Source organism: Streptomyces sp. col6 (assembly GCF_008042035.1).
Lineage (GTDB): Bacteria > Actinomycetota > Actinomycetes > Streptomycetales > Streptomycetaceae > Streptomyces.
In genome coordinates, this window is sequence record NZ_RDBL01000029.1 from 364,115 (window position 1) to 376,745 (window position 12,631).

The 12,631-nt window shown below is 71.5% G+C and carries 12 protein-coding genes; 6 read left to right on the forward strand and 6 right to left on the reverse strand.

The features are described 5' to 3' along the window. On the forward strand, nt 1–531 hold a 531-nt coding region (locus tag EAO73_RS30900; protein ID WP_191134290.1), incomplete at its 5' end, for a P1 family peptidase. Between the two features lie 133 nt (nt 532–664). Continuing rightward, nucleotides 665–1,420: a DUF6227 family protein gene (locus EAO73_RS30905; protein ID WP_147974814.1), complete on the forward strand. Its 756-nt coding sequence runs from the start codon at nt 665–667 to the stop codon at nt 1,418–1,420. Between the two features lie 78 nt (nt 1,421–1,498). On the opposite strand, the gene EAO73_RS30910 is transcribed toward EAO73_RS30905, so the two are convergent. Beyond that, nucleotides 1,499–3,052, reverse strand: coding sequence for an MFS transporter (locus tag EAO73_RS30910; protein ID WP_147974815.1), 1,554 nt, complete (start codon nt 3,050–3,052; stop codon nt 1,499–1,501). 62 nt (nt 3,053–3,114) lie between these two features. Between EAO73_RS30910 and EAO73_RS30915 the strand changes: the two genes are divergently transcribed. Further along, nucleotides 3,115–4,077, forward strand: coding sequence for a helix-turn-helix transcriptional regulator (locus EAO73_RS30915; protein ID WP_147974816.1), 963 nt, complete (start codon nt 3,115–3,117; stop codon nt 4,075–4,077). 117 nt (nt 4,078–4,194) lie between these two features. Here the strand turns inward: EAO73_RS30915 and EAO73_RS30920 are convergent, their stop codons facing one another. Next, a complete protein-coding gene (locus tag EAO73_RS30920) occupies nt 4,195–5,193 on the reverse strand; it encodes an RNA polymerase sigma factor RpoD/SigA (RefSeq protein ID WP_147974817.1) in 999 nt (332 codons plus the stop codon). Between the two features lie 419 nt (nt 5,194–5,612). On the opposite strand from EAO73_RS30920, the gene EAO73_RS30925 reads away from it, so the two are divergent. Continuing rightward, nucleotides 5,613–6,674 (forward strand): questin oxidase family protein, encoded by a 1,062-nt coding sequence (locus tag EAO73_RS30925; protein ID WP_147974818.1) that lies wholly within the window; start codon nt 5,613–5,615, stop codon nt 6,672–6,674. A gap of 29 nt (nt 6,675–6,703) precedes the next feature. Here the strand turns inward: EAO73_RS30925 and EAO73_RS30930 are convergent, their stop codons facing one another. Then, nucleotides 6,704–7,486 carry a dioxygenase gene (locus EAO73_RS30930; RefSeq protein WP_147974819.1) on the reverse strand — a complete coding sequence of 261 codons (783 nt, stop codon included), beginning with the start codon at nt 7,484–7,486 and terminating at the stop codon, nt 6,704–6,706. A 135-nt stretch (nt 7,487–7,621) separates the two neighbouring features. On the opposite strand from EAO73_RS30930, the gene EAO73_RS30935 reads away from it, so the two are divergent. After that, a complete protein-coding gene (locus EAO73_RS30935) occupies nt 7,622–8,134 on the forward strand; it encodes a MarR family winged helix-turn-helix transcriptional regulator (protein ID WP_147974820.1) in 513 nt (170 codons plus the stop codon). A gap of 90 nt (nt 8,135–8,224) precedes the next feature. Here the strand turns inward: EAO73_RS30935 and EAO73_RS30940 are convergent, their stop codons facing one another. Continuing rightward, complete coding sequence (locus EAO73_RS30940) at nt 8,225–9,757, reverse strand: MFS transporter (protein ID WP_147974821.1); 1,533 nt, start codon at nt 9,755–9,757, stop codon at nt 8,225–8,227. A 132-nt stretch (nt 9,758–9,889) separates the two neighbouring features. Beyond that, nucleotides 9,890–10,552 carry a TetR/AcrR family transcriptional regulator gene (locus tag EAO73_RS30945; RefSeq protein WP_147974822.1) on the reverse strand — a complete coding sequence of 221 codons (663 nt, stop codon included), beginning with the start codon at nt 10,550–10,552 and terminating at the stop codon, nt 9,890–9,892. Between the two features lie 270 nt (nt 10,553–10,822). Between EAO73_RS30945 and EAO73_RS30950 the strand changes: the two genes are divergently transcribed. Then, entirely contained in the window at nt 10,823–12,103 is a 1,281-nt protein-coding gene (locus tag EAO73_RS30950) for a M6 family metalloprotease domain-containing protein (protein ID WP_147974823.1), read from the forward strand. Here the strand turns inward: EAO73_RS30950 and EAO73_RS30955 are convergent. After that, nucleotides 12,100–12,585, reverse strand: a complete 486-nt coding sequence (locus tag EAO73_RS30955; RefSeq protein WP_147974824.1) for a hypothetical protein — start codon at nt 12,583–12,585, stop codon at nt 12,100–12,102. The two genes, EAO73_RS30950 and EAO73_RS30955, sit on opposite strands and share 4 nt — an antisense overlap. Between the last annotated feature and the right edge of the window lie 46 nt (nt 12,586–12,631).

Here is a 12,631-nt window from a genome sequence, read left to right on the forward strand (position 1 = left end):
GCCGTACTCCCCGAACAGCACCCCCGTACGGGGGTGCTGTTCGGGGAGTACGGCGGCAAGGAGCCGGCCGTCGCCCCGCCGGCCGGGGTCCATGAGGCGGCGCGACGACGCCTGGCGCAGGCGCGCGAGGCGAACACGCGCCCCCCGCTCAACACCACGCTCGCCGTCGTCGCCACCGACGCCGGCCTCACCCGTGCCCAGGCGCAGAAGCTGGCGGGCACGGCGCACGACGGGCTGGCCCGTGCGATCCGGCCGGTGCATCTGATGACCGACGGGGACACCGTGTTCGCGCTCGCCACCGGCCTGCGGGACCTGGGCGCGGAGGACCCCGTCGCGCTCAATCCCCTGCTCGCGGCGGGTGCGGAGGTGGTGGCGCGGGCCATCGTGAAGGCGGTGCGGGCGGCCACGGGCGTCGAGGGCCGGGACGGCGGCGGCACGTTTCCCTCGTACACCGACCTCTACGGGCCGTTCCCGCACGGCGAAGACGCGCCGGGCGGCCGGGGCGGGGAGTCCGGCTCGCCCTCCGCGTAGGGAAGTCCGGGCGGCGTGCGCGGAACCTTCCGTGCGCCCCGTGCGTTTTTCCGAACCCCGGTCCGATGTCAGTCCCAGGGGCTACGTTGAGCACGCATCAAGTCACACGCGGCGACGGCCTGGAGACAGCACCTTGAGCGATCCGCACGAGACGACCGAGCAGCACCTCGAACGAATCCTGCGACGGGCTCTCAATTCGTTCGACCTGCCCGACAGCACGGTGGAGCGGCTGGGCACCGCGCTCGCCCACAGCAGTTCCCTGCACTCCTCGCACCACAGCGCCCTCCTGCACCGCGAGACCTACCGCCATGCGTATCTGCTGGGCGACGGCTCCGCGCTGACCCTGTGGGAGCTGGTGCACGGCGGTCCTCGTGGGGCGGGTCATCCGGACACCCGGCAGCACGAGCTGTACGACGACGAGGCCGACGCGCACATCGCCGCCGCGCGGCTGACCGGCAGCCTGTGGGATGTCCCGGACTTCGGTGACGACGAGGGGGCGCAGGCCGATCTTGAGCTGATGTCGGCCCTGCTGGCCGCGCCTCCGGCCCCGCTCCCCCGGATGTACGCGCCGGACAATTCCGCGGACCACGCCCGCCGCGTGCTGCGCCGCGCGGAGAACGGCGACGTGCCCGGTGAGGAGACCGCCGTGCTGTTGCGGGCCGCGTTCGCCCACCACATCACGCAGGTCTTCGGGCGTCAGTGCCGGGTGGAGGGCCGGGACGCCGGGTTCACGCTGTACGAGCACGCGTTCCTGCTGCTCGACGGGAGCGAGACAAGCCTGTGGGAGGTCGAACACACGGCGACGCCGGACGGCCGTCACATGTGCGAGGTGTACGGCGACGAGAAGGCGGCGCGCGGCGCGATGGAAGCACGTACGCGTATCTGCTGACCCGGCTCGTCGCATGCCGGTGCCCGCGCCCCTCGGGGGGATGCGGGCACCGGTGACTCTGCCGCGTACGCCGTCGGTTCAGTGCGTGAGCACCGGCTCCTTGGCGGTCTCCGCCGTGGCGGGCTCGTCCGCCACGGCGCCCTCCACGTGCTGCTTCGGCCTGGCGGGCAGGGCGAACATCACCACGAAGATCACCAGAAGCACGCCGGTCACCCACCACAGCGACTGCTCGAAGGCGTCGGCGAACGCCGGGCCGATCCGCGCCGGGGTGAGCCGGTCGCCGATCGCCCCGTAGAAGACGACCGAGACAAGGCCGAGTCCGAGCGCGTTGCCCATCTGCTGCACGGTGTTGAACAGGCCGGAGGCGGAACCGGAGTGCTCCTTGGGCACCTCGGAGAGCACCGCGTCGGCCAGCGGCGCCACGATCAGCCCCATACCGACGCCCATGACCACGAGCGGCAGCGCCATCTGCAGGGACGTGATCTCCATGCCGTAGTGGTTCGACTCCCAGATGTAGAGCAGCAGGCCGGCCGCCATGAGGAGCGCGCCCGTCTGGAGGACCTTGCGGCCGAACCGGGGCACCAGCTTCTGCACGGAGAGGCCGGCGGCCACCGAGACGGAGACGGAGAACGGGATTCCGGTCGTGCCGGCCCGCAGCGCGCTCCAGCCGAGGCCCATCTGCATGTACAGGGTCCAGACCAGGAAGAAGATGCCGAGGCCGATGCCGAAGGTCAGTTGCACGGCGATGCCGGCGGCGAAGCTCCGGACCCGGAACAGCGACAGCTCGACCAGCGGCGAGCCGTCCCGGCCGGCCTTGGCGCGTTCGAACAGGACGAGGACGAGGAAGACGAGGACGCTCCCGGCCATCGACAGGTAGCCCCAGAGCGGCCAGCCCAGCTCACGGCCGCGGGTCAGCGGGTAGATGAGCATCAGCATGCCGAGCGTGACGAGGACGACGCCGACCAGGTCGAGGCGCAGGGCCTTGGGCGACTTGGACTCGGTGATGAACTTGCTTCCCAGGACCAGGCCGAGGATGCCGACGGGCAGGTTGATCAGGAAGATCGGGCGCCATTCGAGGCCGGCGATGTTCCACTCGGTGAGCAGCGCGCCGAGCAGGGGTCCGGAGACGGCGCCGAGGCCGACGATCGCACCGAAGAGGCCGAAGACCTTGCCGCGCTCGTGGGCGGGGAAGGTGGCGTGGACGATGGACAGCACCTGCGGCACCATCAGCGCCGCCGTCGCTCCCTGGAGGAAGCGGGAGGCGACGAGCATCTCCGGGTTGGCGGCGAAGCCGCAGAGCGCGGAGGCCAGGGTGAAGCCTCCTATGCCGATGAGGAAGAGCCGCTTGCGGCCGTAGATGTCGCCGAGCCGGCCGCCGGTGATGAGCCCGGCGGCGAAGGCCAGGGCGTAGCCGGCGACGATCCACTGGATCGAGCTGAACGAGGCGCCGGTGTCGCGCTCGATGCTGGGGATGGCGATGTTGACGATCGTGACGTCGACGAGGTCCATGAAGGCCGCGGTCATCACGATGGCCAGGGCGAACCACCGGCGGCGGTCCGACGGGGCCGGGGCCGCCGGGGCGGCTTCCGTCGAGGGTGGCGTCGGCGACGGCTGAGGTGCGGGGGAAGTCATGGATAGAAAGTAAACGGCCACTAGGTCAGTTCATGACCCAATGGGCGCGCATGCTGAGTGACATGACCGATACTCCGGCACGTCTGCTGAATCTGCTGTCCCTGCTCCAGACGCCGCGCGAGTGGCCGGGCAGCGAGCTCGCCGAGCGGCTCGACGTCAGTCCGCGCACCATCCGCCGCGACATCGACCGCCTCCGTGACCTGGGCTATCCGGTCGAGGCGTCGCGCGGTTCGGTCGGCGGGTACCGGCTCGTGGCGGGTACGGCCATGCCGCCGCTGCTGCTGGACGACGAGGAGGCGGTCGCCATCGCGGTGGGGCTGCGGGCCGGTGCCGGCCATGCCATCGAGGGCGTCGACGAGGCCTCCGTACGGGCTCTGGCCAAGCTGGAGCAGGTGCTGCCGTCGCGGCTGCGCCACCGGGTCTCGACGCTGCAGAACGCGACGATGCCGCTGGCCCGGGGGGACGGTTCGACGATCGATCCGCGGACGCTGACGGTGATGGCGTCGGCGGTCACCGGCCGGGAGCGGCTGCGGTTCGCGTACCGGGCGGGGGACGGCGCCGAGTCGCGGCGGCAGGTCGAGCCGTACCGGCTGGTGAGCACGGGGTGGCGGTGGTACCTGGTGGCGTACGACCTGGAGCGGGAGGCGTGGCGCACGTTCCGGGTGGACCGGGTGAGCGAGCCGTTCGCGACGGGGTCGCGGTTCACGCCGAGGGAGCTGCCGGCGGGGGACGCGGCGGAGTTCCTGAGCAGTTCGATGGCGCGCCGACAGCCGGAGACGGAGGTGGAGGTGAGTTTCGCGGCGCCGCCGGAGTTCGTCGCGTCGCGGCTGCCCGGCTCGATCGGCCCGCTGGAGCCGGAGGGGGAGGGCGGTTGCCGGCTGCGTACGGTGATGCGGGACTCGCTGGAGTGGGTGGCGGTACGCATGGCGATGGTGGACTGCGAGTTCACCGTGCACCAGCCGCCCCAGTTGGTGGCGTACGTCGCGGATCTGGGCGGGCGGCTGAGCCGTGCGGCGGGATCGTGAGGTCCGCCGGGGGCGGCGCGTAAAAGGATGAGCCCCGGCGCCAGGGGGGGTGGGCGCCGGGACTCAGCTCAGGGGGCCGGGTGAAGCGGCCCAATTCGGAGGTTACTGGACCGGGGCTCAGGCCGCAGCGTCAAAGCCCGTGTCGTGAGCCATTCGCTTCAATTCGAGGAGCGCGTGCTTCTCGATCTGGCGGATGCGCTCGCGGGTGAGGCCGTGTTCCTTGCCGACCTCGGTGAGCGTGCGCTCCCGGCCGTCCTCGATGCCGTACCGCATACGGATGATCGACGCGGTGCGGTTGTCGAGCTTTCCGATGAGCTCCTCCAGCTCCTCGCTGCGCAGCAGGGTGAGCACCGACTGCTCGGGCGAGACGGCGGAGGTGTCTTCGAGGAGGTCACCGAACTGGGTGTCGCCCTCGTCGTCCACGGACATGTTGAGGCTGACCGGGTCGCGGGCCCAGTCGAGGACGTCGCCGACGCGTCCCGGGGTGGAGCCCAGCTCGGCGGCGATCTCGGCGTGCTCCGGGTCGCGGCCGTTCTCGCGGTTGAACTCGCGCTGCACCCGGCGGATGCGGCCCAGCTCCTCCACCAGGTGGACGGGGAGCCGGATCGTGCGCGACTGGTCCGCTATGGAGCGGGTGATGGCCTGGCGGATCCACCACGTGGCGTACGTGGAGAACTTGAAACCCTTGGCGTAGTCGAACTTCTCGACGGCGCGCACGAGGCCCGCGTTGCCCTCCTGGATCAGGTCGAGCAGGGGGAGCCCGGCCCGCGGGTAGCGGCGGGCGACGGCGACGACGAGGCGGAGGTTGGAACGGATGAATACGTCCTTCGCGCGCTCGCCCTCGGCGACCAGCGCCTCCAGCTCTTCGCGCGAGGCGCCGCCGGCGTCGCTCTCCACGCCGCCGTCGAGGATCTGGCGTGCGTAGACGCCCGCCTCGACGGACTGGGAGAGGTCGACTTCCTTGGCGGCGTCGAGCAGCGGCGTACGCGCTATCTCGTCCAGGTACATGCCGACCAGGTCGCGATCGGCGATCTCTCCGCCCACGGCGCGAACACTGCTCGCCCGGTTGGTCCCGCCGGTGGCGGACGAACGACGGGCGACGGCACGGGTTGCCATGCGTGCTCCCTTGCTGAGTAGGTCGCGACACCCTCTCGGGTGCCCTGCATCCGATGGAAACAACGACTGGAATCCGGACAGAATTCCCACGCCTGGCATTCAATTTCGCGATCATGCAGTACCCTGTCTCGCCATCGAGACGGTCGCATGACGCAGCCGGGCACGTCCGTGCAGGTCGGAACGGGTGCCGAGGGCGTTTCGGGGCCCCACGCGCGCTCTCGGCGGTGCTCTGCGGTGGCTCTTCCGCGCTAGTACCCCGGAAGACGTCCGGTACGGGTCGCGGGTTGCGTGTTCCCGTGATCTCCCGGTCCTGGTTCCGGCTTCCGAGGGCCCGGGACCGGAGTCCTAGGCCCCATGCCCCCGGCCCCTGGGACCACGGGCCGTTACCGGGCGCGCACCGAGTGCCTAGCGTCACTGGCATGAACGAGACGACGCCCCGCACCGCGCCCGACACCACCGCCCCCGACACCTCCGGCACGCTCGACGAGGCCCTGGAGCGGCTGCACTCCTCCGGCCCCGAGCGGGAGGGCTGGCTGACCAATCACGCACCCATGGCCGTGGAGGCCCTGGTCCGCAACGGCCAGTCGGCCGCCGTGCACCGCTGGCTCGACCACTACCGGGTGAAGCTGGAGGACATGCCGGACCGTTTCGCCGAGGTCACCCCGGCGAACTGGCAGGAGGCCCTCGGCGACCCGCGCCGCATCGCCGACTGGGCGGTGTACTTCGAGCGGGAGACGACGGACCGGCCGTGGCGCGAGGTGCTCGCCGAGTGGTGGCCCCGGCTGCTGCCCGGCATCGCGGGCGGTTCCACGCATCCGGCGATCCGGCTCGGTCACAGCGTGCGCACCCTGCTGACGACCGAGGAGACCGGCCCCCGCGTCAAGGAGCTGGCCCATGCGCTGGGCTACTGGGCAGCCCGTCACGAGCCGCTGCCGCCGCTGACCCCGCTCGCCCCGGCCGGTACCGCCGGCGACGCGCTGGACGCCGTGCCGAGGGTGCCGGACCAGAGCGGCGGCATCCGGGCCCGGCTGGCCCAGATCACGGCGTTCCCGCAGTGGACGGGCACGGCGGTGACCGGCGCGGACGAGGCGCGCGACCGGCTGGAGGAGTTGGTGCGGGCGGCCACCCACCGCTACGCGGAGTACGGGCACGGCTCGCCGGTCATGCTGGTGCACGCGGCGACCGCGCCCAACGCCGTACTGCGGACGCTGCCGGCGCTGCCGCGCGAGCTGTGGGCGCCGAGCGTGGGGGCCGCGTGGGCGGCGAGCGCGGCGGTCACGGCCGCCTACTCCCCCGCCGGGCCGGTCGCCCTGCCGGCCGGGTACGGGGCGTCGCTCACGGCCGAGGAGGTGTTCGCGCAGGCGGCCGCGCACGGCGACGACCACACCATCAAGTTCACGGACACCGCGCTGGACGTGGGCGACGCAAGGGCCCTGGCGGCGGCGCTGCGCTCGGTGGAGCTGAACCCGCCGGTGTTCTGACGGCCCGTCCCCCTCCGCACCGCACGGGTCTATCCGTACTGCACCGAGCGCTTCGCGAGCCCCATCCAGAATCCGTCGATCACGCTGCGCCCCTGGTCGAGCTCCTGCTCGGCGGCGCCGAGGGTGACGAAGAGCGGGGCGAAGTGCTCGGTGCGCGGGTGTGCCAGGCGGCCCGCCGGGGACTTGTGCTCGAAGTCCAGGAGCGCGTCGATGTCCTGCGCCTGGAGTGCGCGGCGCCCCCAGTCGTCGAACTCCGCCGACCAGCCGGGGGTGCCGCCTCCGGTGTGCCGCAGGGCGGCGAGGTTGTGCGTGAAGAAGCCGCTGCCGATGATCAGGACGCCCTCGTCGCGCAGCGGCGCCAGCTTGCGCCCGATGTCCATCAGCTTCTGCGGGTCGAGCGTGGGCATCGAGATCTGGAGCACCGGGATGTCGGCCTCGGGGAACATCTCGACGAGCGGGACGTAGGCGCCGTGGTCGAGGCCGCGGTCCGGGATGTCCTGGACGGGCGTACCGGCGCCGCGCAGCAGTTTGCGGACGCTCTCGGCGAGCTGCGGGGCGCCGGGGGCGGCGTACCCGACCTGGTAGTAGTGCTCGGGGAAGCCCCAGAAGTCGTAGACCAGCGGGATCGTCTCGGTCGCGCCGAGTGCGAGCGGGGCCTCCTCCCAGTGCGCGGAGACCATGAGGACGGCGGTGGGGCGCGGCAGGTCCGCCGACCAGGCGGCCAGCTCGCCGGGCCAGACGGGGTCGTCGGCCAGGGGCGGGGCGCCGTGGGAGAGGTAGAGGGCGGGCATGCGCTCCGCGGTGATTGTCATGACACTCCCCATCTGCGGCTACTCAAGGTAAGTCTTCTATGGAAGGCTTCGGCAGGAAAGATTCTTTAATCTTCAAGCTCCTACCTTCGGAGACCTTAGCTCTATCTAGTTCAACTTTCAAGAAAAGGTCGTACAGTGGAGTACATGACCACGGCATCAACCGGTGCGCCGCACTGGCTCACCGACGAAGAACAATGCGTCTGGCGGGCGTATCTGCACGCCACCACGCTCCTGGAGGATCACCTCGACCGCCAGTTGCAGGCCGATGCCGGCATGCCGCACATCTACTACGGCCTGCTCGTCCAGCTCTCCCAGGCGCCCCGCCGCCGGCTGCGGATGACCGAACTGGCCAAGGACGCCAAGATCACCCGCTCCCGCCTCTCCCACGCGGTCGCCCGGCTGGAGAAGAACGGCTGGGTGCGCCGCGAGGACTGCCCCTCCGACAAGCGCGGCCAGAACGCCGTCCTCACCGACGAGGGCCACGAGATGCTCCGCCGCTCCGCGCCCGGCCATGTGAAGGCCGTCCGCCAGGCGATGTTCGACCGCCTCACGCCCGAGCAGGTCCGCTCGCTCGGCGAGATCATGAAGGTCCTCGCGGCCGGGCTCCAGCCGGAGGGCGCGGACGCCGACCTCCCCTGGCTGCGCTGAGCCACCCGCTTCCGACGCACCTCTGCCCCGGTCCTCCCGTACGCGTACGGGAGGACCGGGGCAGAGACGTACCGGCCGGGGCGGCCCGGATCAGTGGGCGACGACCGGGACCTTGAACTCGTCCTCGACACCGTCCACCTCACCGGAGGCGGAACCCTCGGAGGTTCCCGCCGCCCCCGGACGGCCCGCGTTGATGAAGGTCAGCGCGATCGCGGCGGCGACCACCAGGATGCCGACCGCCCACCAGATGGCGCCGGTGAAGCCGTGCACCATCGACTGGAGCTTCAGCAGCTCGGGGTTCTTGGCACCGAGCGCGGCGTGCGAGGTGGCGTACGCCGTGGCGGCCGAGGCGGCGATCGTGTTCAGCAGGGCCGTACCGATCGCACCGCCCACCTGCTGCGAGGTGTTGACCATCGCGGAGGCGACACCCGCGTCACGCGGCTCGACCCCGTGCGTGGCCAGCGACATGGCCGGCATGAACGCCGTACCCATGCCCAGACCCAGCAGGAGCTGGCCGGGCAGGATGACCGCGGCGTACGAGGAGTCGATGCCCAGGCGCGTCAGCAGCAGCATGCCGACCGCGGCGGTCAGGAAGCCCGGACCCATCAGCTTGCGGGCCGGGACCCGCGTCATCAGCCGGGCGCCGATCTGCGTGGACCCGGTGATCATGCCCGCGATCATCGGCATGAAGGCGAAGCCGGTCTTGATCGGCGAGTAGCCCTTGACGACCTGGAGGTAGTACGTGAGGAAGAGGAACAGGCCGAACATCGCGATGACGGCCAGGCCCAGCGAGAGGTAGACGCCACCGCGGTTGCGGTCCATCACGACGCGCAGCGGGAGCAGCGGCGACTTGACCTTGGCCTCGGTCAGGACGAAGGCCAGCAGCAGGACGGCGGAGGCGACGAACGAACCGACGGTCAGCGCGTCCGACCAGCCCGCGGACTCTGCGCGGGTGAACCCGTACACCAGCGAGACCAGGCCCAGCGCCGACAGGACCACGCCCGGGATGTCGAGCGGGGAGCGGTTGCGGGTGCCGGAGGGCTCACGGATGACGAAGTACGCACCGGCCGCGGCGACGACCGCGAAGGGGATGTTGACGAAGAACGTCCAGCGCCAGTTCAGCGTCTGGGTCAGGAAGCCGCCGAGGATCAGGCCGACGGCGCCACCGCCACCGGCGATCGCCCCGTAGATGCCGAACGCCTTGGCGCGCTCCTTGGCGTCGGTGAACATCACCGCGAGCAGCGAGAGCGCGGCCGGCGCGAGCAGTGCGCCGAAGACGCCCTGGAGGGCGCGGGAGCCGAACAGCATGCCCTGGTTCTGCGCCGCGCCACCGAGCGCGGAGGCGAGCGCGAAGCCTATGAGGCCGACCACGAAGGTCCGCTTGCGGCCCCAGAGGTCGGCGATGCGCCCGCCGAAGAGCAGCAGACCGCCGAAGGCCAGGGCGTAGGCGGTGATGACCCACTGCTTGTTGGCGTCGGTGATGCCGAGCGCGGTCTGGGCGTGCGGCAGGGCGATGTTCACGATCGTGGCGTCGAGGACGACCATCAACTGTGCGAGCGCGATGAACGCCAGAGCTTTCCAGCGGCTGGGGTCCGGGAGTTGGATATCAGCTGTTTTTGACATGGAAGTAGCCACCTAGGAGCGCGCGAGGGCGCAAGAGATCGCGAACCGTGCGTGCCGCTGGGCGCGGGCACGTGTACGGACGGGAGGTCGGGGTCGGATCGATGAGGTCGGGCGGGCGCGGGTCACATCACGTCACGTCCGGCGCCGCAGGTCCTCCAGGGTCGCCGCCGTTCCGGGGAGTACGGACCGGGCCGGGGCCTCGAGTCCGTCCAGGAACAGCTGGATGTGGCGGTGGGTGAAGCGGTCGATGTTCGGGCAGGCGATGCCCGGCAGCGGCCGGGTGAGCTGGGAGAGGGCGACCAGTACGTCACCGACGGCGATGTCGGTACGCAGGCGCCCCGCGGACATGGCGCGCGCGACGAGCCCTTCGACGGCCTCTTCGAGGCGCCGGCGCTCGGCGAGCAGTTCGGGGTGGTCCTTGTCGAAGCCGCCGGACAGCATGGGGCACAGGGCCCCGATGCGTTCGTCGGCCGCCGCGTGGACGAAGCGGGTGAGCGCGTCGAAGGGGTCCGCCTCCTCGGCGGCCGCCTCCTCGGCGCGGTCGGTGGTACGGGAGGTGACCGCGAGCACGACCTCGTGGATGAGGGCGGCCCGGTCGGGGAAGTTCCGGTAGAGGGTGGCGTTGCCGACGCCCGCGCGGCGGGCGACCTCGTCGAGCGGCACGTCGGGCCCGAACTCGACGAACATCTCGCGCGCGGCCGTCACGATCCGCTCCCGGTTACGCAGTGCGTCGGCCCTCGGTTTGGGCGTACGCGGCTGCGCGGGTGCGGTGGCGGTACGGGCGGCGATGGCCACGGCTGCGCTCCTTCTCTTCCGTTTCTTCCCTCGCGGTTCCGGCCGGAGAACCAACCGGGGACCGCTTCCCCGTTTCGCGGGGACACGAGTGCAAACGGGGAAACCCTCCCCGGTTATTTCCCGGCACTTTGTGACCTGCGTCACGCACACCGCCGCTGGGGAAAACCAACCGAACGGCGCACCCAGCGAGCGGCCCGCGACCGCCCGGCAGAGGCTGACGGCAGAGCGCAGCCGGGGTCGGCCGGCTGCCGCGCACCGGAAGGCGTCTCGATGCAGCAGCCTCGCCGCCGGATACGCAAGCACCGCCGCCCAATCGCTCTCGGTGCCGCAACGGCCCTGGTCATCGCGGCACTGGCGACGGCGAGCAGCACGCTGCCCCTGCAGAGCCCCGCGTCGGCCGGCCCCGCCGCGACGGCCCCCCTCGCAACCGGGCTCGGCCCCTGCCGGATCGCGTCGTCCATGGGCGTGCAGATGTCGGAGGGCATGCCGACGCAGCCCGGCTACGCGCGCTCCACCGGCCGCGTCCACGCGCTGAACCTGATGATCGACTTCCCGGACGCGCAGGGCACCGAACCGGCCATGGACCGCCTGGCCGAGTTCTTCCCGCAGACCACGGACTGGTTCCGGACGAGCTCCTACGGCCGGCTCACCTACATACCCGAGGCCCCGATCCGCTCATGGCTGCGGATGCCTCTGCCCTTCGAGGAGTACGGGATCGAGCGCGGCTCCCCGTACGAGCCGGGCTACCGCCACCTGGTCCAGGACATCGTGGCCGCCGCCGACCCGAGGGTGGACTTCGACGAATACGACCTGGTCAACATCCTGGTCACCCCGAACGCCGGCCCCTCGGCGCTGGACACCGTGCTGTCGGTGACGTTCTCGGGCAACGACGACGCACCGGTCGCGGACGGGGTCCCGCTGTCCAACACGTCCTTCGTCTACAGCCGCCAGGACGACGGCTCCGGCTCGTACGCCCAGACCGGCTACCGGGTCCTGCCCCACGAGAACGGCCACGTCTTCGGCCTCCCCGACCTCTACACCCTGGAGGGCGGCGGCTCGGTCGGGCACTGGGACATCATGTCCGAGGACTGGGGCGCCAACAACGACCTCCTCGGCTGGCACAAGTGGAAGCTCGGCTGGCTGGACAACGACCAGGTCAGCTGCGCCGCCCGCGCCGGCACGACGGACCACGTCCTGGAACCCCTGGCCACCCGCGGCGGCATGAAGCTGGCGTTCGTCCCCCTGACCGCCGAGTCGGGCTACGCGATCGAGGTCCGCACCCAGGCGGGCAACGACCAGGCGGTCTGCCGCCCCGGCGTCCTCATCTACAAGGTCAGCTCCGACGTGGACACCGGCCAGGGCCCCGTCTCCGTCGCCGACAGCACCAAGGACAGCCCCGGCTGCACCCGCCTCCCCAACGTCCACGCCGAACTCTCCGACGCCCCCTACCAGCCGGGCGACACCTTCACGGACCGGGCCAACGGCATACGGATCTCGGTACTGGAGAAGGACGACGAGGGGGACTACCGGGTGCAGGTGACGCGGCCCTAGGGGTTGTCCGGCCGCTGCTCCCGTACGATCTCGGCGAACCGCGTCACGACCGCTCCAGGCAGCTGGGGGACGGGCGCCTCGACCGCGGTGACCGTGAAGACCGGCGGCTCGTCGTCGGACGGTTCGAGCCGGACCCGGGTGACCAGACCCTCGGGCGTCACGGCCCAGTACGCGCTGGGCGGCGCCTCGACGGCGGGAAACAGCACGGTGGTCCCGGCCTCCTTCGCGAGCGCGGCGGCGACCTCGCCCTCGGGCGGCTGCCCGGCGACGGACTCCCCCGCGTAGATGTCCCATGCCCGGCTCAGGTCCCCGCGGACGGCCTCGTACTGGCACAGGACGGGTGCCTCCCAGTTCCGCAGCTCCGGGTCCCCGTCGGCATCGGCCACATCGACGTCCCGCACGGCGACCCCCAGGCACCCGGCGAGCGCGCGGGCGACGACGACGGCCCCGACGGGGTCGACGGTCAGCAGGTTGTAGGCCACGACCACCTCCCCTCACCGCCGGCTCCCCCGCCGGTCCCCTCCCCAC

Bases quoted from the DNA above. Each gene is read 5' to 3' on its own strand.
- EAO73_RS30910 (WP_147974815.1), bottom strand. From the start codon at position 3,052: ATGACTTCCCCCGCACCTCAGCCGTCGCCGACGCCACCCTCGACGGAA.
- EAO73_RS30940 (WP_147974821.1), bottom strand. From the start codon at position 9,757: ATGTCAAAAACAGCTGATATCCAACTCCCGGACCCCAGCCGCTGGAAA.
- EAO73_RS30950 (WP_147974823.1), top strand. From the start codon at position 10,823: ATGCAGCAGCCTCGCCGCCGGATACGCAAGCACCGCCGCCCAATCGCT.
- EAO73_RS30915 (WP_147974816.1), top strand. From the start codon at position 3,115: ATGACCGATACTCCGGCACGTCTGCTGAATCTGCTGTCCCTGCTCCAG.
- EAO73_RS30930 (WP_147974819.1), bottom strand. From the start codon at position 7,486: ATGACAATCACCGCGGAGCGCATGCCCGCCCTCTACCTCTCCCACGGC.
- EAO73_RS30925 (WP_147974818.1), top strand. From the start codon at position 5,613: ATGAACGAGACGACGCCCCGCACCGCGCCCGACACCACCGCCCCCGAC.
- EAO73_RS30920 (WP_147974817.1), bottom strand. From the start codon at position 5,193: ATGGCAACCCGTGCCGTCGCCCGTCGTTCGTCCGCCACCGGCGGGACC.